Annotated in this window: 19 protein-coding genes, 1 pseudogene and 1 riboswitch; of the genes and pseudogenes, 12 read left to right on the plus strand and 8 right to left on the minus strand. The window is 43.5% G+C overall.

The features are described 5' to 3' along the window. The first annotated feature begins 109 nt into the window (after positions 1–109). Together WCV65_RS06355 and WCV65_RS06360 are read left to right on the plus strand one after the other, a co-directional pair. Positions 110–934, plus strand: coding sequence for a radical SAM protein (locus WCV65_RS06355; protein ID WP_338780962.1), 825 nt, complete (start codon positions 110–112; stop codon positions 932–934). Between the two features lie 197 nt (positions 935–1,131). Continuing rightward, entirely contained in the window at positions 1,132–2,034 is a 903-nt protein-coding gene (locus tag WCV65_RS06360) for a fumarylacetoacetate hydrolase family protein (RefSeq protein ID WP_338780964.1), read from the plus strand. A 186-nt stretch (positions 2,035–2,220) separates the two neighbouring features. On the opposite strand, the gene WCV65_RS06365 is transcribed toward WCV65_RS06360, so the two are convergent. Continuing rightward, entirely contained in the window at positions 2,221–3,414 is a 1,194-nt protein-coding gene (locus tag WCV65_RS06365; RefSeq protein WP_035413762.1) for an ornithine--oxo-acid transaminase, read from the minus strand. A gap of 319 nt (positions 3,415–3,733) precedes the next feature. Between WCV65_RS06365 and WCV65_RS06370 the strand changes: the two genes are divergently transcribed. Next, positions 3,734–4,090: a YisL family protein gene (locus WCV65_RS06370; protein WP_338780967.1), complete on the plus strand. Its 357-nt coding sequence runs from the start codon at positions 3,734–3,736 to the stop codon at positions 4,088–4,090. A 53-nt stretch (positions 4,091–4,143) separates the two neighbouring features. On the opposite strand, the gene WCV65_RS06375 is transcribed toward WCV65_RS06370, so the two are convergent. Further along, a complete protein-coding gene (locus WCV65_RS06375) occupies positions 4,144–4,704 on the minus strand; it encodes a DUF2777 family protein (RefSeq protein ID WP_338780969.1) in 561 nt (186 codons plus the stop codon). Between the two features lie 294 nt (positions 4,705–4,998). Between WCV65_RS06375 and asnB the strand changes: the two genes are divergently transcribed. The 5 genes from asnB to WCV65_RS06400 all read left to right on the plus strand — a co-directional run bounded on the left by asnB (position 4,999) and on the right by WCV65_RS06400 (position 12,723). Continuing rightward, complete coding sequence (asnB, locus tag WCV65_RS06380) at positions 4,999–6,840, plus strand: asparagine synthase (glutamine-hydrolyzing) (protein ID WP_338780971.1); 1,842 nt, start codon at positions 4,999–5,001, stop codon at positions 6,838–6,840. A 227-nt stretch (positions 6,841–7,067) separates the two neighbouring features. Beyond that, positions 7,068–8,594 carry a phytoene desaturase family protein gene (crtI, locus tag WCV65_RS06385; protein WP_338780973.1) on the plus strand — a complete coding sequence of 509 codons (1,527 nt, stop codon included), beginning with the start codon at positions 7,068–7,070 and terminating at the stop codon, positions 8,592–8,594. Next, on the plus strand, positions 8,591–10,084 hold the full coding sequence (crtI, locus tag WCV65_RS06390) for a phytoene desaturase family protein (RefSeq protein ID WP_338780975.1): 1,494 nt from the start codon (positions 8,591–8,593) through the stop codon (positions 10,082–10,084). The genes crtI (WCV65_RS06385) and crtI (WCV65_RS06390) overlap by 4 nt, the downstream gene beginning before the upstream one ends. Next, positions 10,050–10,883 carry a phytoene/squalene synthase family protein gene (locus WCV65_RS06395; protein WP_338780977.1) on the plus strand — a complete coding sequence of 278 codons (834 nt, stop codon included), beginning with the start codon at positions 10,050–10,052 and terminating at the stop codon, positions 10,881–10,883. The genes crtI (WCV65_RS06390) and WCV65_RS06395 overlap by 35 nt, the downstream gene beginning before the upstream one ends. A gap of 685 nt (positions 10,884–11,568) precedes the next feature. Beyond that, complete coding sequence (locus WCV65_RS06400; protein WP_338780979.1) at positions 11,569–12,723, plus strand: MFS transporter; 1,155 nt, start codon at positions 11,569–11,571, stop codon at positions 12,721–12,723. Between the two features lie 280 nt (positions 12,724–13,003). Here WCV65_RS06400 and WCV65_RS06405 read toward each other — a convergent pair. The 4 genes and pseudogenes from WCV65_RS06405 to WCV65_RS06420 all read right to left on the minus strand — a co-directional run bounded on the left by WCV65_RS06405 (position 13,004) and on the right by WCV65_RS06420 (position 16,295). After that, positions 13,004–13,383: pseudogene (locus WCV65_RS06405) on the minus strand (DUF4440 domain-containing protein). Position 13,384: 1 nt separating this feature from the next. Then, positions 13,385–14,869: a phytoene desaturase family protein gene (gene crtI, locus WCV65_RS06410; protein WP_338780981.1), complete on the minus strand. Its 1,485-nt coding sequence runs from the start codon at positions 14,867–14,869 to the stop codon at positions 13,385–13,387. Between the two features lie 15 nt (positions 14,870–14,884). Beyond that, complete coding sequence (locus tag WCV65_RS06415) at positions 14,885–15,541, minus strand: lysophospholipid acyltransferase family protein (protein WP_338780982.1); 657 nt, start codon at positions 15,539–15,541, stop codon at positions 14,885–14,887. After that, positions 15,510–16,295: a carotenoid biosynthesis protein gene (locus WCV65_RS06420; protein WP_338780984.1), complete on the minus strand. Its 786-nt coding sequence runs from the start codon at positions 16,293–16,295 to the stop codon at positions 15,510–15,512. Before WCV65_RS06420 ends, WCV65_RS06415 begins: the two co-directional genes overlap by 32 nt. Positions 16,296–16,483: 188 nt before the next feature. Here WCV65_RS06420 and WCV65_RS06425 point away from each other — a divergent pair, with 188 nt between their 5' ends. Then, a complete protein-coding gene (locus WCV65_RS06425) occupies positions 16,484–17,308 on the plus strand; it encodes an immunoglobulin-like domain-containing protein (RefSeq protein ID WP_338780986.1) in 825 nt (274 codons plus the stop codon). 43 nt (positions 17,309–17,351) lie between these two features. Here WCV65_RS06425 and WCV65_RS06430 read toward each other — a convergent pair whose 3' ends face one another. Then, complete coding sequence (locus WCV65_RS06430; RefSeq protein WP_338780988.1) at positions 17,352–17,486, minus strand: hypothetical protein; 135 nt, start codon at positions 17,484–17,486, stop codon at positions 17,352–17,354. A 137-nt stretch (positions 17,487–17,623) separates the two neighbouring features. After that, a riboswitch (cyclic di-AMP (ydaO/yuaA leader) is annotated at positions 17,624–17,773 on the plus strand. A gap of 138 nt (positions 17,774–17,911) precedes the next feature. On the opposite strand from WCV65_RS06430, the gene WCV65_RS06435 reads away from it, so the two are divergent. Both WCV65_RS06435 and WCV65_RS06440 read left to right on the plus strand, forming a co-directional pair. After that, on the plus strand, positions 17,912–19,738 hold the full coding sequence (locus tag WCV65_RS06435) for an APC family permease (protein ID WP_338780990.1): 1,827 nt from the start codon (positions 17,912–17,914) through the stop codon (positions 19,736–19,738). Between the two features lie 60 nt (positions 19,739–19,798). Beyond that, complete coding sequence (locus WCV65_RS06440) at positions 19,799–19,996, plus strand: hypothetical protein (protein WP_338780992.1); 198 nt, start codon at positions 19,799–19,801, stop codon at positions 19,994–19,996. Between the two features lie 212 nt (positions 19,997–20,208). Here WCV65_RS06440 and WCV65_RS06445 read toward each other — a convergent pair whose 3' ends face one another. Further along, positions 20,209–21,576: an MATE family efflux transporter gene (locus tag WCV65_RS06445; RefSeq protein WP_338780994.1), complete on the minus strand. Its 1,368-nt coding sequence runs from the start codon at positions 21,574–21,576 to the stop codon at positions 20,209–20,211. Positions 21,577–21,700: 124 nt separating this feature from the next. Here WCV65_RS06445 and WCV65_RS06450 point away from each other — a divergent pair, with 124 nt between their 5' ends. Next, entirely contained in the window at positions 21,701–22,567 is an 867-nt protein-coding gene (locus WCV65_RS06450; RefSeq protein WP_338780996.1) for an AraC family transcriptional regulator, read from the plus strand. Positions 22,568–22,595: the final 28 nt, after the last annotated feature.

Here is a 22,595-nt window from a genome sequence, read left to right on the forward strand (position 1 = left end):
CAAACAGCTTGTCCTAAAAAATGGATAAGCCTATTATACAATGGAAAATGAATAAGGGGTCAGTTTCGATAAAAAAACATAAAATGTTACAATAATTTACAAGGGGGACTTGAAAGTGAAGCTTTCGTCAAAGACTCCTAAGTCGTTTTTAACGAAGACCGGGGGATTTTTAAAAGACTATGATTACTCGTTAAACCCTTATACGGGGTGTGCGTTTGGCTGTTCTTATTGCTATGTAAGAAGACTGCCGGTTTCCTTATTCAGAAAAGAAGAATGGGGCACGTGGGTGGATGTTAAAAAGGCAGGCAGGGAGAGTTTTGTCAGGGAACTGAAAAGAGCAAAAAGCAGGGGGCCGGTCCGGATTTTTATGTCATCCAGTACAGACCCGTATCAGGGGGAGGAAGCAAAAGAGGAAGTAACGAGAGTGCTGCTTTCTGCAATGGCTGAAGAGAAACCGGATTTTTTATTTGTTCAGACAAGAAGTCCGCTTATAACAAGGGACATTGACATGTTTCAGGAGCTTAAAACCCGCATACTGGTAAGCATGACTATCGAAACCGACCGTGATGAGGTACGTAAAGCGTTTGCCCCCTCCTCTCCGCCGCTGGCAGCGAGACTAAAGGCATTGAAACAGTTATCCAGCGCAGGAATACCAACTCAGGCTGCTGTTGCTCCGATGCTTCCCTTCACTGATCATTTTCCTGAAAAGCTAAAGCAAGTGACAGACATTGTGACACTTGACGATTTTTTTCAGGGTGATGGCGCAGGCGGTAGACGTTCAGCCTCTCTTGGTGCCCATGATATTCTTATTCAGCTGAAAGAAGAGGATTGGTTCGATCCAGAGCGGATTGAAATGGAGCGGACGAGGTTTGAGAGGGTTTTTGGAAAAAAGAATGTGCGGATCAGCCAGAATGGATTCGCACCATTCCGTTGAAGCTTGGCTGAAATAATGTTCTCCCCTTCTTGATAAAAGACGACTATTAGAAAGCAGGAAGGATTCGGGGCATGGAATGTCGAAATGGTCATAAAGAATGAATAGTATGTCTGCTGAAACAACTAACAGCTGACCAAAATTTGTGTTCGCGGGATAGTGGATTTTGAGAAGTAAGAATGGCAATGGGGGTTTTTATAATGAAATTTGCAGCAGCCAGACTGAATGGCAGAACGTTTATCGGGCTCATCCAGGAAGAAAACCAAATCTTTGATCTTCAAAGGGCGGAAAAGAAATTTTTTGAAATGGAAACCATTCCGGCAAACCTGGAAGATTGTATGAAAGAAGGGGACAAATTCATCAGTCAGGTTCAGCATTTGGAGCAAAGACTTCATAAGTCTGACGATCATCAGGAGCTTGTTTATTCTCTGTCTGATGTAGACCTGCTTCCTCCAATACCGCGGCCGCGGAAAAATGTCTTCTGCGTTGGGAAAAATTATAGAGACCATGCGGTAGAGATGGGAAGTGAAGCCGATATACCGAAATTTGTGATGCTCTTCTCTAAAGCGCCAACTTCTGTAATCGGACACGGAGATTTAATTGATCCGCACATCCATCTCACCCGGGAACTTGATTATGAAGGGGAACTCGCTGTCATTATCGGAAAAAAAGGGAAACAGATTCCGGTTGAAGACGCACTCGATTATGTATTTGGCTACTCCATTGTAAATGATATTACGGCAAGGGATTTGCAGGCCAACCATAAGCAATTCCTGCTTGGGAAAAGTCTGGATACATCCTGCCCTTTTGGACCGTTCGCTGTACATAAGTCAGCTATACCTGATCCTCATGATCTGCGGATTGAAACACGCGTTAACGGAGAAGTCCGCCAAACCGGACATACAGGAGATATGATTTTTTCAATCGCATCAATTATCTCAACCATATCCCAGGGAACGACACTTGAACCTGGAGATATCATTGCAACCGGAACTCCGAGTGGAGTTGGAAAAGGATTCAATCCTCCAAAATTTTTAAAGTCAGGCGACATGATTGAAATTTCCATCAGCGGCATCGGGACGCTGCAGAATGGTGTGAATTAATTGAAAAACTCCCTCTAGGCATTAGCCATAGAGGGAGTTTTTAATAAGCTCTGTTAAACTTTGCTGTTGATTGCAGTTAGCAGGCGTTCGCTTTTCACTCCAATCAGCAGGTGTTAAAAATCAACACCATACTTTAACATAGCCATTTAATAGATAAAGCCCTCCGGTTAAGGAGAGCTTCGCCTGTTAGGAAAGAACGTTGAATACCTTCTCGATTGCCCAGTCCAAATCCTCTTTAGAAATGGTAAGAGGAGGGGCAAAGCGGATGACAGTGTCATGAGTTTCTTTGCAAAGGAGTCCTTCCTCCTTCAGTTTTTCGCAATAAGGACGCGCTTCTTCATGTAGTTCAACGCCGATGAAAAGTCCCATGCCGCGTACTTCTTTAATAAGCGGGTTTTTAATCTCTCGTAATTTATCCTGGAAATAGTTTCCTAGTTCAAGAGACCGGTCAGCAAGCTTTTCGTCGATCAATACGTCAAGAGCTGCGATGGAGACTGCGCATGCAAGCGGATTGCCTCCAAACGTAGAGCCGTGGGAACCTGGATTGAATACACCAAGAATGTCCTTATTCGCGGCAACACATGAAATCGGGAAAACCCCTCCGCCTAATGCTTTTCCGAGAATATACATATCCGGCTCGATTTGTTCCCAATTACACGTGAACATTTTTCCTGAACGGCCCAGGCCGCACTGAATTTCATCTGCCACAAACAAAACGTTGCTTTCTTTGCAGATCTGCAGCGCTTTCGTAAGGAAGCCCTCTTCCGGAATATTGATTCCAGCTTCGCCTTGAATCGGCTCAATAATAAAGGCCGCCGTATTCGGAGTGATGGCTGCTTCAAGAGCATCCAAATCGCCGTAAGGAATAACCTTGATTCCCGGAAGCATCGGTCCGAACCCGCGCTTGTATTCCTCGCTTGAGGACATGGAAACTGCAGCCATTGTCCGGCCGTGGAAATTATCTTCGCAAACGATGATCTCAGCTTGATCTGTAACGACGCCTTTTACATCATATGCCCAGCGGCGTGCTGTTTTAACAGCTGTTTCGACCGCTTCCGCTCCTGTATTCATTGGCAGAACCATATCTTTTCCAGTAAGCTGAGCTACTTTCTCATACCAGGGTCCCAGCTGATCATTATGGAAGGCGCGGGATGTAAGAGTAATGCGGTCAGCCTGATCCTTAAGCGCCTGAATGATTTTCGGATGGCGGTGCCCCTGGTTAACAGCAGAATAAGCACTTAGCATGTCCATATATTTATTGCCTTCAGGATCCTCTACCCAAACACCTTCTGCTTTTGATATGACGATTGGAAGCGGATGGTAGTTGTTGGCTCCAAATTTTTCGGTTTGTTCAATTACATGTGAAGTTTTAGTTGTCATGAGTTTCCCTCCGTTTTGTAAGAATAGAAGTTATAGCGCTTTCAATAATTAGAAAATTCCTATCTATCTATACAATATCTCAGTAGTAGCCAGATGACAATAGAGGCAATTTTCCAGCATCTAAAGCCATTCAGCACAATTGAATAATTATGAGTGTGATCCAGTAGTTTTTGCAGATTTACGGTGCTTGCAGCGAATATTTATCCATTTTAGCACCGGCGGATTATTATAAAGAAAGGATGATCAATTACTGCTTTGCCAGGAAGATTCATGGTAAAATGAAAAGTGTAGAATTTTGACAAAACAGGGGGAGATTAGAATGATTCATTTGCATATCACATCTTGGATACTTGGACTTGTTTTATTTTTTGCGGCTTACTACTTACATAATTCCGGCAGCGCAAAGCCATTTAAAATCGTTCATATGATTTTAAGAGTGTTCTATATTCTGATTATTATTTCCGGGGTGACGGTCCTTTTAAGTGTATCGGTGCTGAATGCGGAATACATTATTAAAGGGCTTTCCGGACTATGGCTTATTGCTTTGATGGAAATGATCCTTGTGCGTTTAAAAAAGGGCAAGAATGTACGCGGATTTTGGATTCAATTGATCATTGCGCTTGTACTTGTCCTGCTGCTCGGCTGGCGTTTGCCTCTTGGCGTTCTTCATATGTAGAAGCCGAATATAAAACAAAAAGTCTGCTCCTGCAAAATCCAGGGGCAGACTTTTTACTTTTTAAGCATTAAGATAGAACGCTTTCCATGACTGGTTGTAAATTCGAACCTGTCCAAAATTTGGTCTGTGGGCAGGCAATGATGCTGGACGCCGCATATGCTGTCTTCGTTATCGAATTGATAAAAGGAGGTGCAGGCGGTTTTTAATTTCTTATTCGTAAACAGCAGGTGATTATAACAGTAAATGCAATCATATATAGAGTAGCCGAGCTGATTCAGTTCACCTGTAAACCGAATGAATGAATCATCGTCCAGTGAACGGAGTAATTGTTCAAAAGCAAATGGCAGTCTGCGGCGAATTCGAATCATGTGGCTGTCGGTTAAAAACAGTTCCTTAGATTCAATTTTAATTTTTCCCTCTGAAAGCCAGATTGCATGTGTCCATTTTCCATCGTTGAATACTTGCATTTCACTTAAATCCATTGTATCAACCAGTTTGCCTTCATCTGCGTCTTCCTCGAAAAACAGCCATTCTCCTTCAAAGCAGCAGATGTTCCCGGTCATACAGGACCGTTCCTGTGTATGGAGCAATTTTTTTCTTAATGAAGAAGCCACTTCGTTCCCTCCAAGAGCGTAATATCAATCCCGCACTAACAGGCAGTAAAAGTTCATCACTAGACTTTAAGAGAATAAACCGCCCGTAATAGGATGATTGGTTCCATTACCCAATAGCAAGGATCGTGAAAATCCCAGTGCAGAAAGTTCCCTATGTATTAACCTTTTTACCCTTATTCGGCTATCTTTATGCAACAAGTTCTTCATCAGGACAATTCAATCATTCATACACTGTGAATAGGATAGGTACATCGCAGAAGAAAACAGTGAAAATGTTTGGAGGAGATGACGGATATGTGCGGAATCACAGGTTGGGCTGATCAGAAAAATAGTCTTGCAGGGGAACGAAGCGTTGTATCGTCCATGACGGAAACTCTCTCGAAAAGAGGGCCGGATGACACGAATTTATGGTGGCAGCCAAATATTTGGTTTGGCCATAAACGGCTGACGGTAGTGGATCCCGCGAGTGGTGTCCAGCCGATGAGCAAGGAGAGGAACGGGAAAGAGTACACCATTTGCTACAACGGTGAGCTATATAATACAGAAGATATCCGCAAGGTTTTGCTCAGCAAAGGCTATACATTCAGAGGCCACTCTGACACAGAGGTTTTGCTTGCTTCCTACATGGAATGGGAGGAAGACTGTTTAGAGCATTTAAATGGGATTTTTGCCTTCGGTATTTGGGATACAGCGAAAAACCGTCTTTTCCTTGCCAGGGACCGGATGGGGGTTAAACCGCTTTTTTACAGGTATGAAGACGATGCGCTACAATTTGGATCTGAATTGAAAGCGATCCTTGCCCACCCTGATGTGAAAGCTTCTATAAATAGGGAGGGGCTCTCGGAAATAATGGGACTTGGTCCATCGAGGACGCCCGGGCATGGGGTCTATGAAGGAATTAAAGAACTAAGACCTGCCCATGCGCTTGTTTACGGCCGGGATGGATTAAAAACCTGGCGCTACTGGAACGTGAAAAGTAAGCCGCATACTGATTCTTTTGAGGAAACCGTTGAAAAGGTAAGGTTTCTTTTGACTGACGCTGTTACCCGCCAGCTTGTATCCGATGTTCCGCTATGCACGTTTTTGTCGGGAGGACTCGATTCAAGTGCGATTACGGCCATTGCAGCGGAATCCTATAAGAAACAAGGAAAAGGCCAGCTTCATACATTTTCTATCGATTACGAGGAAAATGAGAAATTTTTTAAAGCCAATGATTTTCAGCCAAATTCAGATGGTCCATGGATTCAAAAAATGACCGATACGTTTCATACGGAGCACCATCGCAGTGTGATTAGCCAGGAAACACTGGCGCATTTTTTAACAGAAGCCGTGGAGGTAAGGGATTTGCCTGGAATGGCGGATATTGATTCATCCCTTCTCTGGTTTTGCAGGGAAATTAAGCATGATTTTACCGTGGGACTCTCTGGAGAATGTGCAGATGAAATTTTTGGAGGATATCCATGGTTTCACCGGCCTGGAGAATCCGACGTGTTTCCATGGATGAGATCCACTGCGGCAAGAACGGATTTGCTCAATGATAAATGGAAAAACAAGCTCAATCTTGCTGAGTACGTGAAAGCAAGATTTGATGAGACCGTTGCTGAAACACCTGCACTTGAAGGAGAGAGTGAAACGGACGCGAAAAGGCGTGAGTTATTTTACTTAAATATGCTATGGTTTATGACCACTCTGCTTGATCGCAAGGACCGGATGAGCATGGGAGCAAGCCTTGAGGTGAGGGTACCGTTCGCTGATCACAGGCTCGTGGAATATGTGTGGAATATTCCATGGGAAATGAAAATGCACGGGGACCGGGAAAAGGGAATATTAAGAAAAGCACTGGAGGGTGTGCTGCCGGAAGAGGTTCTGTACCGAAAGAAAAGCCCGTATCCGAAAACATACCACCCTGCTTATACAAAAGCAGTCCGTAACCTGCTAGAAGACAGCTTGAAGCATAAGGATTCAATCCTGCACGAATTATTCCAAAGGGAGAAGCTCGACAGGCTAATTGAAACAAACGGGAGTGACTTTGGCACACCGTGGTTCGGCCAGCTGATGAGCGGTCCCCAGCTTCTTGCACACCTTGGGCAGATTCATGTATGGGCAGAGCGGTACAGAGTAAAAATTAACGTATAGATTCGATTGAAACGCCTTGCCGGTTTCTCAGCATGGCGTTTTTTTGTTTCAAAATCAGTTTTCTAATGAAAATTATTCCATATCTATAATCTTTAAAGGTACATTCACCTGAATGCACTCAATTGTGCAAGGGAATCATGGTACTGGATGGATATTCGTTGTGTTTTCCTTGTGTAATTCGTATAATATTTGTATAACTAATGTACAATTCAGGGGGACGACCCATAATGGCTAGGAAAATCATCGTAATCGGAGCAGGTCCAGGCGGAATGGCTGCCGCTCTTCAGCTGGCGGGAAAAGGCTACGACGTTCATGTTTACGAGAAGCAGAAATATATTGGAGGACGCAATTCTTCTTTTGAAATGAATGGGTTCACTTTTGACTTGGGGCCAACCTTTTTGAGTATGGTACACCTCGCAGAAGAAATCTTCGAAGAGTCCGGAAAGTATTTATATGATTATCTTGATCTTAAAGAGATTGATGATATGTATGAACTGATATTTGATGACAAGAGCCTCCATATGACACGGGATCCTGAGGAAATGAAGCGTAGAATAGAAGCGTTCGCTCCTGGAGACGGAAAAGGCTACATGGCCTTTATCAAGGATACGGAAAAAAAGATGGAACGGCTCACACCTATTTTACAAAACCGGATGGACCGCTTCCGCCATTACTTGAGCTGGAGAGTTCTGAGAGCGATTCCGAAATTGACGCTGACCAAAAGTCTGTATGATGTACTCTCCAAATACTTTCACGATGAGAGGGTGAAGCTTGCCTTTACCTTTCAGTCCAAGTATTTAGGTATGTCTCCGTGGGAATGCCCTGGTGCATTCTCGATTCTTTCATATATGGAGCATGCGTATGGGGTTTATCATCCAATCGGCGGGGTGAATCAGCTTCCGAAAGCAATGGCTAAAGCTTTTGAAGAGCTTGGGGGGACAATCCATCTCGGTCAGGGAGTTGACAAGCTCATACTGGACGGCCGCAAGGTAAAAGGAGTAAAGCTCCAATCGGGTGAAGAAGTTCCGGCAGATGAAGTGGTGATTAACGGGGATTTCGGGCACGCAGTTACAAATTTAGTGGAAGAAGGATCTCTGAAAAAATATGCGAGAGAAAAGCTGGATAGGAAAAAGTTCTCGTGTTCTACTTTTATGATCTATCTTGGAGTAGATAAAAAATTCGATCTTCCGCATCATACGATTCTTTTTTCGGAAGACTACAAGAAATATGTAGAAGAAATAACAAAAAGCTATTCGCTGCCGGAGGACCTTTCCATCTACGTTCAGAACGCTAGCGTTACAGACCCAACCCTTGCTCCTGAAGGTAAATCCGCTCTTTATATCCTTGCCCCGGTTCCAAGCAACATGAGCGCCATCGACTGGGATAAAGAGAAGGGGGCATTTCGGGATCTCATGCTGAAAACCCTGCATGAGCGTACGGAATTTAAAGATTTGGAGATGCATATTGAAGAGGAAAGGATTCTTACTCCAAAAGATTGGGAGAACGAAATTTTCGTGTATAAGGGTGCAACTTTTAATCTGGCTCATAATTTAACTCAAATGATGGTCTTAAGACCTCACAATGAATTTGAAGAGCTCGATCACGCTTGGCTGGTAGGAGGCGGGACTCATCCGGGAAGCGGTCTTCCGACCATTCTGGAATCTGCAAGAATAACTGCCAATATGATTCATGAAAAGCATGGAGGAAAAACGGTTACATACAAATCCGGGAAAAGAATGGGGAAAGCGCTATGAAGGCAGCAATAGCAGGCGGCGGCATTGGCGGCTTAATATCAGCATTATTGATGAAAAAGAACGGGTTTAATGTTACGATATTTGAAAAGAGTGACAGGCTGGGAGGCAGACTCGCCTACGTGAAAGAAGGAGAGTACAAGGTGGATGAGGGACCAACCATCGTTCTTTTGCCTGAAATGCTTCAAAGCATCCTTCGGGAAGCGGGCATTTCCGATCAGGAGTATGAGCTTGTTTCGCTCGATCCTCTTTACAAACTTCATTTTGCTGACGGAATCACCTACTCAAAATTTTCAGATTTCGAAAAACAGATGACAGAATTAAAGACGAATTTTCCAGGAGAAGAAGAGGGCTTCAGACGGTTCATGCAGGACATGGATACCCGATTCCGCCTTGGCCAGGATCAATTTCTTGAAAAAACGTTTGTGGACCGCCGCTCCTTTTGGACTCAGAACAACGTCCGGACCCTTATGAAATTGAAAGCATACCGGAATGTTCACCAGTCTTTGAAGGCGTATTATTCGGATGAACGGCTAAGACAAGCCTACTCTCTTCAAACCCTTTATATCGGAGGGAATCCATATGATACACCAGCGATTTATTCGCTCGTTTCCTATAGTGAGCACAAACATGGTGTGTATTATATGAAAGGCGGATATGCACGGCTTGTTGAGGTGCTTGAAGAGGCCCTTATCCGAACAGGTGCAGTCATACAGAAAAATGCGCTTGTGCAATCCGTCAAGTCAAATGGTATACGTGCTGAAGGCCTGTACGTAAATGGAGAATTCCATGAAGCAGATTACTTGATCATGAATGGGGATTTTCCTTCTGTATCCCATATGCTGGAGCCTCATACTCCAAAAAAAGACTATGTCCCGTCTTCGGGATGTTTGCTGCTGTACATGGGATTGGACAAAGTATATACCGAAGCAAATGTCCATCAGTTTTTCATGGGAGCGAATTTTCAGGAGCATATGCGCCAGATTTTCGTTTCAAAAGAAGTACCGTCTGATCCGTCGATCTATGCGTTCCATCCTTCCGTCATCGATCCAACCCTTGCTCCTGAAGGTAAAAGTGTTCTTTACGCTTTGATTCCTGTTCCATCGGGGGGCCATATTGACTGGGAGCAGCAAACCGAATTTACGGATACCATTATCCAGAAGCTTGAGGAAAGAGGGTTTCCGGGTTTAAGAAACCATATAGTCTGGAAGAAAATTAAGTCTCCGAATGACGCGAAAAGAGAAGGACTGTTCGAGGGAGGCAGCTTCGGACTTGCTCCATCCCTTTTCCAGTCTGGCGTATTCCGGCCCCAGGTCAAGCCTTCCAAATTAGAAAATGTGTATGCAGCAGGCGCTTCCATTCATCCTGGGGGAGGCATTCCGCTTGTCATGCAGGGAGCAAAAATGATGGTCTCCGTCTTAATGGAGGATGCAAACAAACATAAAGGGGTGAGCCTAAGTGGAAAAGCTGAAAGCAGCATACGCACAATGTGAAGAACTTATAAAGATTCATTCCAAATCCTTTCATAAGGCATTTTCTCTTCTCCCGGCAGAAAAGAAAAAAGCGGTCTGGGCCGTTTATGCCTTTTGCCGGACAGTGGATGACATTGTTGACGAGGGAGCGGAGCCCGAAAAAGAACTTCTTGCCTTTGAAGAAGATTTTAAACGCTTTTTAAATGGCAACCATGACCGCAGCCACTACATATGGCTCGCTCTCGAAGATACGTTCAGCCGTTTTGATATGGACGAAGAAGCATTCTGGGACATGATCAAAGGACAGCGGATGGATTTAACGAAGACACGATATGAAACATTAGAGGAAGTATTTCAATATTCCTACCATGTAGCGAGTACAGTCGGTCTCATGATTTTGCCGATTCTTGCCCCAAGAAAAAAGAGCACGCTTCGGAATGGTGCGATTGCTCTTGGGATCGCGATGCAGCTGACCAATATACTAAGGGATATCGGAGAAGACCTGGATCGTGACCGGATTTATCTCCCGAAGGAAGTGCTGGACCAGTTTGGCTATACGAAAGCTGAATTGGAGTCCGGTGTCATTAATGAATCCTTCATATCTGTATGGGAGTATCTTGCGTTTGAAGCGGAAGCCTATTATGAGGAGGCAATGGACACAATTGATGAGTATCCTCTTCATTCCAGAACACCGGTTAAAGCAGCTGCTTTCTTCTATAAAGCGATCCTGAACAAGGTGCGCAGCAATAACTACAGGGTGTTCGGAGAGCGCAACTACGTTACACAGGATGAGAAAATCTCTATATTGTCACAAATGTAAAGGAAGCGTACAGGAGACGCTTCCTTTTCTGTGCTAAAATGAAAGGCATTAAACCGGACATTACGAGGCATCATTCATGACCCACTATCACATAGCAAGCTGGCTGATTGCCGTGCTTCTTTTTTTTGCTGTGTATTATTTACATAACCAAGGCAAGTTAAAGCTTTCGGCAAAATCATTCTTGTTCACCAGAAAAATAATGAATTCATTGCAGTTCATGCTTATTAAAATAGTGAAGAAGGACCTGTACCGGATTGGTACGGGTTTTTTTGTGCGGAGAATATAGGGAGTGGAAAAAGGGGGTTGGCTGGAAAAGATGGCGGAACGGCTGGAACCGTGTGGATACTGGCCGGAAAGAGAAGGTTACCGGCCGGAAAAAGATGGCAGCAGATTGAAAAGAAATAGAGACATATATACCGCTTTAGGTAATCTGTATGTTTCTGCTAGGATTCTATTTGCCGCTTGGAATTCATTTTTAATGTTTTTGCTCTGCTAACAGCTCCTGACGAACTAAAAGGTTATTAAAACAAAGGAATAATCAATCTAAAGACAGAATATGAAAATTTAAGAAGAATAAAGGGGGCTGCATAAATGATCCGCAATAAATCCAGCTGCTGATTTTGACCTTATTCGCGCGGTCCTCCCTAACCCTCCTTGCTAAAAAGGAAAAAAGGAGGGCAGAACGATGAAAAATACGGGGAGACTGCTCGCAATTTCGATTTGCGAGGGACTGGTTTTTGCCTATGTAATTGAGCGGCTTTTTGCCGAATCGCGGGGATTATCCGTTCTGGACATGCAAAACCTAATTGTATTTTACGCGGTAATCAGTGCATTGCTGGAAATACCGTGCGGAGCTTTAGCAGATATTTGGAAAAAGAAGTATGTGCTCGCAGCCGGTCTTTTTATCTGCTATTTCGAGTTTGTGGCTTCTATTTTTGCATATGATCTATTCGGGTTCAGCTTAGCTTACTTAGCAGCTGCAATTGGCGGTTCTCTAAAGTCAGGGGTCATGGAGTCTATTCTTTACATGTCATTGAAGGAATATGGCAGGGTAGAGGAGTATGTGAAGTGGAACGGCCGCTATCAATTTACAGGAAACGCTGTTCTTGGGTTTTCGGGAATAGCTGGAGGATACTTAGCTTATTATACATCGTATGAAATAACCTACTGGCTGTCTCTGATCAGCTTTCCGCTTTGTATCTATTATGCGCTCACTTTGGATGAACCCAAAAATGAGAGGGCAGATGAAAAACCAATCCGCAAAGATATTTGGATTCAACTTACAGCCGGGATCGCCTATACGTTAAAAAACAGGCACCTGCTGGTGATTCTGTTTGTCAGTGGTATTTCTGGCACTGTACTGCACAGTGAGCTTTATGAAATGAGCATGCTTGTCTATCCGGAGATCGGCATTTCGGTTATTTATTTCGGGTACATCAGTTTTGCTATTACCGGCTCAAGTGCAGCGGCTAATCTGCTGGCTAATGCCTATGAAAAACATGGATTTGGATTGAAACCAGCTTTTGCTGCTGCGGCTCTCGCTGTATTCCTTTTTGGATTTGTAGAGCATTGGAGTGCCGTCCTGTTTGTTATGGCAGCAATTTCAATATTGGAATTGGCAAGCCCTATTCTATCCGGGATGCTTCAGAGCCGCGCAGCGGATGAGTTCAGGGTGACCATTTCGTCCATAGATGCATTTGTGTGCAATATCCTGAGCGTAGCAATCGGACTGGGGTTTGGCTATGCAGCGGAGTTCTATGGTGTTGGGATTGCTTTTCAGCTTTTATCTGTCACTTTGCTTTTGCTGCTCATTTTTAAGGTTGAACCTGAAACCAGCTGATTTTCGCTGCATGGTGCTTTAAGCCTTTCGCAAAAGTCTGCTTTTAAAGCTTTTTCCCTCCCTCTCTGCAGCGTTTTTAAAAATTTGGATGTTGGTTGTCAGGCGTAAGATTATCCTTTGGCAGGCTGCGCAAAGCTTCAAGCGCCGCTTTGCGAATGCGGGGTCTCACGCCTTCTACTCCAATCAGCAGGTGTTACAAATCAACAGAGCCAAAAATCAAAAAATAACCCAATAGCACTTATACCTTGAGTGTTATTGGGTTCTGTATATAAGCTCATTTCTAATTTAAGAGTAATTCTGTACCATATGAATGATCAATGGCACAAAGCCATTCAGCATTTGAATTTTTCTTAAAGACATAGGTTGCCTTTCGCTCCATGGAAAATTCTGAGTCCTCTTTATCGGCGTCAAGCAGGGTTTGGGAGAGGACTAAGGCCGTGCCTCCCGCTTCCAGAATAATCATCTCCCCCTGTGTGGCAAGATACTATTGTTGCAATCTCAATAAAGGGTTTTTTAATCTCGTTTTTTTTCCCGTGCAATTTTCCCGGGCTTCACCACAAGAATGGCATCCTCCGTATAATCATTCATCAACGTATCAAAGTCTTCCTGTTTACTAGCAGCATCACATCTTTTGATGACATCTTTTAATTCATGTTCCACATTACCGCCTCTTGGATTCTCTCTTTGCAATCTCTTCAGCCACGTTCATACCGCTTATCGTTACCATCGGTGAACCGCCTCCCGGATGAGTACTTCCTCCTGCAAACGAAAGGTTTTGAATATCAGCAGGGAAGTTTCCCGGCCTCATAAAGGCATCCCACTTCTTATTGGCGGAAATGCCGTATAAAGCACCGCGGTAGGCGCCGAACCGGTCCTGAATATCGAGAGGTGTGAAAAGCTGTTCCTCCATTATTTTGCCGGAAAGTGAAACGCCGGCCTGCTCCAATTTTTCATAAATCAGAGACTTATAATCCTGAGGTGAAATCTGCAGCCTGCCATCCTGGTTGAGCGGAGGTGCGTTTACAAGGATAAATAGATTGCTTCCAGCATCAGCCTGTGATGGATCTGAGAAGGAGGAATTGCTTATATAGATAGTTGGATCCTCACTGTAGTTCTGATTTTTGAAAAGCTCATCAAATTCTTTCCTGTAGTTTTTTGAAAAAAAGACGCTGTGATGAGCGAGTTTGTCTATTTTTCCTTCTATTCCAGCAAGGATGACAAACGCTGAAATGGAAGGCGAATATCCATTTCGTTTTTTATCGGTAAAATGAGGCCTTTCCGATTCGGCCACCAGCTCAGGAAAGGACTTAAGCAGATCCGCATTCAAGATAACCTCATCAGCTGTCAGCTCCTGGCCGTTTTCAAGCAGTACCGTATTAATGCGTTTATTCGAAATCTGCAGCTCCTGAACCTTTGTATTCATCATGAATTGGACACCCATTTCCTTGGCCAATTCATAAAAAGCTTCTGCAATCTTTGTATTTCCGCCTTTAATGTAAAATACTCCCTGCACGAGCTCCAGATAAGCAATCATCGCAAACGTTGCCGGAGATTGATAGGGCGATGAACCGATATAGGTCGCATACCTGTTAAATGCCTGAATGACCTGTTCATTGCCAAAGTATTTTCTGAAAAAATGGTCCATCGTTTCAAGAGGGCGGACGCGCATGAATGCATAGCTGAGGCTTGGTGAGGTGTAATCCAGCACACTTTTAAACATTCTGGGGAAAAAGTGTTTTTCTGACAGTCCGTATAATCTTGTAATCTCAGAAATGAACCGGTCGTAATTCCTGTATCCCTTTGGATCCAGATTCCGGAGCTGCTGCTTCATAGTCGCTTTGTCACTGCTGAGGAAAAAGACGTTCCCATCCGGAAAATAATTTACCGTATGTTTTTGCAGCTTCACCATTTCCAAGTAATCTTGCATTTTTTTGCCGGCCTTATGAAAAACCTCTTCAAAAACCTGAGGCATTGTTATTGTATTTGGTCCAAAATCAAAGTGGAAGGATCCGAGTTTCACAGGCATCATTTTTCCGCCCGGATGACTGTTTTTTTCGGCAACGGTAACGTCCCAGCCTTCACTGGCAAGGGTAATGGCTGCAGAAAGACCGCCAAGGCCCGCTCCGATCACTACGGCTTTTTTCATCGCTTTCCTTCTCCTTCAAAGAATGTTTAGAAAATCGTTTGTATCACGTGAAATGACTTTCCTTTTCAGCTCGTCAAGCCCAGCGGTAAACAGATCTTCAAGAATTCTTGTTTTTTCTTTCCGGCTGCCGCCCAAATCTAAATAGGCAATCGGCTCGCCGATGGCAATATATAGCTCCTGTTTCTTTTCGGATCCAAATGAATAGTAAAGGGCAATCGGCAGAATCGGTGTTTCCGGACTGATCTCAGCCATGGCTATGATTCCTGATAGGAATTCTAAAGGGCGCTGTTCAAGATGTCTTTCGTCTCCCTGTGGGAAAATGGCGACACTCTTGCCTTCTTTAAGGAGCGATCCTCCATATTTAACCGATTGAATAATATCTCTCGGGTTTTCCCGGTTCACAGAAAACGCTCCCAGCCGGCGGAAGTAGGGAAAATCCCTAAGGCCCTTCTCATGCATCATGATATTGAAATCCTGTCTAAGCACCGTCCAGTTTATATAATGAAGGACAAGGCCATCCCACCAGGTGCTGTGATTTGCACACCACAGTGCATTCACGGGCAGGTTTTCTTCAGTATGTATATAGATTCCTTTAAAATGATGTTTGAACAGCCTTTTTGTATATTGGGAAAATCCAAAATCAAACCACTTGCTTTTGCTGGCTTCGATCATGTGAACCCCTCTTTACTGAGAAAATATAGCTTGCCAGTACGAGCACAGCAGGAACCATGGAGAAGCCGACAGCGAGCCAGAGGGAATGAAGGGCCGCCAGCAGTGCGAACATAAATAGCACTAAAAAGTAAACAGCCGTAATCCGGTTTTGCCAAAGCGGAACGGGTGTGTAGCGCTCTTTTCCCGCCAGCCCAATAATCAAATGGAGAACAAACGCCGTAATGAACCATCCGGAAAAATTTGAAAACGGGATGTTGTAATAAAAACTTTCCGCTGTCCAAACCCAGTATTCCTTTACTTCAGCTGCGACCGGGTCGATGATTAAGTCAATCAATACTGCCAGCAGCCCGCCAATCGCACTGAAAACGATTATGGGAGCATGGGGGAGAACGGCTTTTAAAATAGCGTGTGAACCGCCAATCACCATGAGCCATGCAAAGCCGATCGCAACCGGAACGCCCAGAATTTGAGGACCGAAATCCTTTGTATAATAGTAGTCGCCGAAAAGGATTCCGTATTCCACACCCAGATGCTCAGCGAAAATAGAAAGAAGGATGACCGTCAATGATAAGCCAATCCCCATTTTCGGGCCGTATGTATGATGAAAATATACTCCTCCAAGAATTCCGGCTACTATGAGAAACACAACGTTGGCCCATTCTAGCCAAACAGGCAGAATGTCAAATCCAAGCAAAATAACACCGCAGCCGTACCAAATAAGAAAAAAAACATAAAGCCAATGATCCGCCTTCAAATTCTTCACCTCTTTATCGTCATTATAGGCAAAGGGAGGCAGACAGCACAAGAAATGAGCGGTTAAATGGCTGATTTTGAAACTTTTACCATCCGAAGTCGACTAATTTGATAATGTAACGCTTTTTCCTTACTCCTGTTTCTGCTTTCATTGGAAGCGATTCGACTACTAAATAAGGGAGAGAATTCATGAAGCTAAAAAAAATCATGGCCTTTTTCATGTTTGCATTATTGGCACTGTCCGGTTGTTCAACTAAGGAAGCTCAAGGATCAGCTTCTGCTGAGGATCAGCTGCCTTCTCAAATCGGAGCTCCTGGCAAGGAACATGAATACTTTGTTTGGCCAGGCAATATTCACAAAAAAACAGAATACGGTCCGCATACCGGAAAGTATTTTAAAAGAAGAGGAGGTTTCCACTTTGACACCTCGGGGTACTATATGTCGGCGAAATCCCCTGTACATGCTGTGCTAAAAGTGTCTTCTGCAGAGAAAACCATCCGGTATCAGCTGACGGAAAGAGATCGGAATTACAAAAAATTTAAATTGATTGCGGAAAAAACAGCAAAAATGGAAAACTTCTCTACTGGACTGCCTGACAAAGAAAATGCTCTGTATGTGCTCAGTATTGAAATTCTCGGGGATAAAGGACAGGTAGAGGATACAGCCGTTGAGCTCATTTACGTCCCAACAGCGGAAATCAATGCAAAGGTATCCTTAAATAAAAAACAGATAACGAAATCGGACAGCCTTCAATTAACACTGGAAAATTACGGTCCGCAGGAATTATTAACAGGAGTATCGTATCATTACGAAAAATGGACGGGATGGAAATGGAAACTGGTCAATCTCGATATGGCATTTAATAGTGTAGGAGTTAACATACTTCCTGGAGAATCCCAAACATTAACGCTGAATACATCGGAGCTGCCTGCCGGAAAATACAGAGTGGTTAAGGACGTTCAAAACGAGTTAAACATGAAGGCTGATCTGGCAGCGGAATTTGAAATAAAATAGTCACGGTATTTGTAAAAAGAGCATCTTCTCCTGATGCTCTTTTTTATTGATCAGCCAGTGCGCCCTCTGATGGCATCTCATTATCCTCAATTGATTGAACTCCGAATAAATCCGAGATTTCCTTTTCTACAGCGTCTAAGAATTCATCAGTTAATAATGGTTTCTTTTCTTTAAACATGGTCTTTCCTCCAATCTTTTTATGATTTATTGTTTCCGATTCGGAACGTTTTTATTTCTATTTAGCCATTCGAAAATAAAGCGAAAATTTTTATTTACATTTCCTATTGAGGGGAGTATGATAATCAACGGTTTCATGTTTCTAAATCGCTTAAATCGTGTGATGCGGGGGACCCGTTACAAATGGATTTTTACATAATGAATCCTTGGGGTGAATCCTTAACAGGTAGGGCTACTCAATGGCCCGAATCCGGCAGCTAACCTCGTCAGCGTTATATGAGAAGGAAGGTGGAGCTTGTGAGACAGGAATTTACATGTCTGCAAGTCTGTTAATGATGACTTGCAGGCATTTTTATTGTTAGGATTTTAATTTTTTACGGGTAAAAAAGGGCAACTTAAGTTTACTACTATATGGCGGTGAAAAATTTGATTCATTCATTAAAAAGGCTTCTAATCGGGCGGCCATTAAAGTCAGGTGAGCTCGGTGAACAGAAGCTTAACAAAAAGAAGGCTCTGGCCATCCTTTCATCTGATGCCCTGTCTTCTGTTGCATATGGTCCGGAGCAGATCTTAATTGTCCTTGTGACAATTAGTGCAGCAGCCTTCTGGTATTCGATTCCGATTGCATTAGGCGTATTGGTTCTACTGACAGCTCTTATATTATCCTATCGTCAAATTATATTTGCGTATCCTCACGGAGGAGGAGCATATGTTGTTTCGAAAAACAACCTTGGTGTCAATCCGGGGCTGATTGCCGGCGGTTCCTTGCTGGTTGATTATATATTAACGGTTGCGGTAAGTGTTTCTGCAGGTACGGATGCTATTACATCTGCGTTTCCGGCTTTGCATCCCTACAATGTTGAGATTGCCATTGTCTTTGTGATCCTTTTGACTATATTAAACTTAAGAGGAGTAACGGAATCTGCTTCTGTTTTGGCTTATCCTGTTTACTTGTTCGTTTTTGCCTTATTCATTTTGATTGGTGCGGGAATATACAATATATTAACAGGTCATGTATCACCTGATCTCCATACGCCGGTCGGTACTCCTGTTGCAGGAATCAGTTTATTCATTTTACTGAGAGCATTCGCATCAGGAAGTTCAGCCCTGACAGGGGTTGAAGCAATTTCCAATGCGATTCCCAATTTTAAGAATCCCGCGCCTAATAACGCGGCTAAAACCCTAATCGCAATGGGAACCCTGCTCGCGATTCTGTTTACTGGAATTGTGTTTTTAGCTTACTACTATGGAATTATTCCAAATGCAGAGGTAACGGTCGTTTCTCAAATTGCGGAAGAAACCTTCGGCAGGAACTTCATGTATTACTTTATTCAGGGGACAACTGCCCTGATCTTAATTTTAGCGGCGAACACAGGCTACACCGCATTCCCGCTTCTTGCAGTAAATCTTGCGAAGGATAAGTTCATCCCCAGGATGTTTACGGTTCGTGGTGACCGATTAGGCTATTCAAATGGAATTATCATTCTGTCCATTTTGTCTATTATCCTTATTATCGCATTTAAAGGGCAGACAGAGCACCTGATTCCGCTTTATGCAGTTGGAGTATTTATTCCATTTACTCTTTCCCAAACTGGAATGATGGTAAAATGGCTGCGTGAAAAACCAGCAGGCTGGATGCCTAAATTTATTATCAATACAACTGGGGCAGTGATCTGCTTCATTGTAACCATTATTTTCTTTTTAACAAAATTCGGGCAGGTTTGGTCCATTCTGGTGTTCCTGCCAATCATTATCTTGCTTTTCCACCAGATCAGGAAGCATTATGATGCTGTTGGGGACCAGTTGAGAATTTCCACGTGCGAGCCGGCCGTTCCAATTGAAGGGAACGTCATCATCGTACCTGTTGCGGGGATCACACATGTCGTTGAAAATTCATTAAACTATGCTAAATCTCTATCTCCGGATCAAATCATCGCTGTGTATATTTCATTTGAACGCGAGGATGAGAGGAAGTTTGAAGAAAAATGGAAAAAATGGCAGCCGGATGTTCGGATTGTTACCCTGCAATCCCATTACCGCAGCATCATTAATCCATTAACGAAATTCGTCGATACGGTGGAGAAAAAAGCGAGAGAATCCAACTACAAGGTTACAGTGGTCATCCCGCAATTTATCCCGAAAAAAGGCTGGCACAATATTCTTCACAATCAATCCAGCTTATTGATTCGTGCATTCCTGCTTTATAGAAGGAACGTAATTATTACTACCGTACCTTATCATTTAAAAAAATAAAAAGGGAAGGGCTGATTAGCAATTTGATCGGCTCTTTGCTTTTTAAGATGAGAGACTTCAATGCTGGCAACTATTCAGGCGCATTACAATATAGGCGATATCATTTTTCAGCTTGCTTCCTTTTTAATCCTTATCGGTTTCGCTGCAGCTGTCATTGTGTTTGCAGTAAAGTTCGTTAAAGGAATGAAAAGCAGAAATGCTAGACTTCAGAGGATTGAAGAGAAGGTAGATGAATTGGCATCAGAGAGGCACAAATAGTTTTTCGAACAAACAAAAGGGGGAGTCTGGAAAGTGAGTTTTCTAAGCTCTTTTCGCTTTTAAAATTGGATTGGTTTTGGCGGATTTCCGCAGCAGGTTGCTCACCGCCCGCCCCGCGGAAAGCGAGCGCCTGCAGCGGAAATCAACAACCAAGTATAACAGTGGTAATAAAAAAGTAAAAAAGCGCCGGCATCATACCGGCGCTCTCCCAGTTAAACCGTCTGCTCCTGCAGGGCGGTTTTTCCCTTTTCTACGAATCCTTTTGATACCCATTTCCTTGATTTCCATCGGATGTACATCATAATGCCTCTTGTCCACTCATCGAGAATAAAGGCAATCCATATGCCTGTAAGACCGTAACCGAAGTGAACACCAAGCAGATAGGCGACCGGGACGCTGATCCCCCACATTGAAATCAGTCCCATATACACAGGGAATTTCACATCGCCGGCTGCTCTAAGTGCTCCAATGATCACGAGATTAAAGGCTCTGCCGGGCTCGAGTAAAATGGTCAGCAGAATCAGCATGCCGCCGGTTTGAATGATTTCCTCATTGTTGGTGAATAAATCAAACAGGTTATCTGAGAAGGTGCTCACAATAACCGCCATGAATAAAGAGGCACCAATCGCAAGGTACAGACTTTTCATGCAGCGTTCATATGCTTCTTCATATTTTTTTGCCCCGACCATTCTGCCAATGAGAATTTGTGTTCCCTGGCTGACGGAGATGCTGAAAAGAAAGATAAACATCATTAAGTTTTGTGCGTAAATTTTTGTGGTCAATGCCTCAGTTCCGATCTTGGCAATAAAGAAGGTGATGGCCATCTGGGACATGTTATAGGCAAGCTGTTCCCCTGCAGAGGGAATTCCGATTTTGAGCAGGTTTTTTAAATGGCTCCATTGGAATGCCAAATTCGATTTTAAAGCCGGGATTCTTTTTATAAGGAGTACCGATACAGCGATCAGTCCTAAGACTCTGGAAATCACGGTTGAAACGGCTGCTCCCTGAATACCCATTTCCGGAAAGCCGAAAGCTCCGAAAATCAGTAAATAGTTCCCGCAAATATTCAGCACGTTCATGCAGATGGTCACGAACATGGTATCCTTCGTATAGCCGTAGCTCCGCAGGATCGAGGCACCTGTCATGATTAAAGCTTGAACGAAAATAAATGTGCCGACAATTCCTAAATATTTGTTCCCTTCTTCCAAGAGAGAAGGGGAAAGGTTCATGATTTGAAGAATGGGTTTACTAAACGCAAAAAGAACGATGCTGACCAGCAGTCCTATTATTAAATTGGCAATTACCGACATAATCGCCACATCTTTAGCAGCTTGTTCTTTCCCGGCTCCAATATTCTGTGTTATTAAGATGACGGACCCTGTTGCAATAAATCCGAACATGACAATCACCAGGTTTAAAATCTGATTAGCCACGCCCGCTGCTGCCACTGAATCATCTGTATATTGGCTCAGCATAAATGTGTCGGCGTTTCCCATTAGCATATGAAGAAAAATTTCAATGAAAATCGGCCATGTTAAAGCAAATAAAGTTAATTGTTTTTTATCTATATTTTTAGTCAATCTGTATTCCTCCCCTGCTGTATATAATACAGCGATTCCTAGTTTACAGCGGCTGGATTATAATAGAAAGAGAGCAAACCGATTAAACTTGGAAAAATACGACCTGAGAGGGGCTTGCTATTGTATGTCTTTTCTGACTTTTCATATTCCGCCGTTCCCAACCTTTATAAAAGGCGGCCAATTTTCGTTTAAAGCAGGAAACCGCCATTTTAAAAGAACATTCAGTGTATTTGACATGCTGTATGTGAAGAAAGGTGAACTGCATATGACGGAGAATGGAGTTCCTTATAGTGTGAGGGATGGAGAATACTTGGTTCTGATTCCGGGCCGGGAGCATTATGGCCATCGGGAAAGTACAGTGAATACAGAGGTTTATTGGCTGCATTTTAAAGCCGAAGGGGAATTTGGTGTCCATCATGAGGGGCATGACAACTGGCTAGATGCACAAAAAAAAGAGGCTGATTTTGAACAGCCTGCTGAATATCAATTTCGGATCAGGCAAAAGGCTCGGCTGGAACATCCGCTGGCGGCGGAAAAACTGCTTGAAAACCTGCTGAGCATTACAAGCCAGTCCGCTGATTTCCCTCTTAGGCAGCAGCTGTATTTTCAGGAATTGATGGTTCATCTGCAAAAAGAGGCACTTAATATTCCGACAGCTGCCGAACAGGTAACAAATGAAGCCATCCAGTTTTTACAGGCACATTATCATAAGGAAATCAGGATGGAGGACCTGTCGAGGAACATTCTTTTTCATCAGGATTACATCACCCGCTGCATGCAAAAAACTCTTGGGCTAACTCCGTCACAGTATTTAAACCAATACCGGCTTTCACAGGCGAAGAGGCTTCTAGCTACCACAGATGATAAGATTGCATCCATTGCAGCAGAAACGGGAATCATGGATGCCACCTACTTTTCAAAGCTGTTTCGCAAAACCGAGGGCATGACACCGAATGAGTATCGGAAGGTGATAAACCGGCTGCGGGATTGAGAGTTCAGGAATCGGGATTGCAGGAAAA

The organism is Metabacillus sp. FJAT-52054, assembly GCF_037201815.1.
Classification (GTDB): Bacteria; Bacillota; Bacilli; order Bacillales; family Bacillaceae; genus Metabacillus_B; species Metabacillus_B sediminis.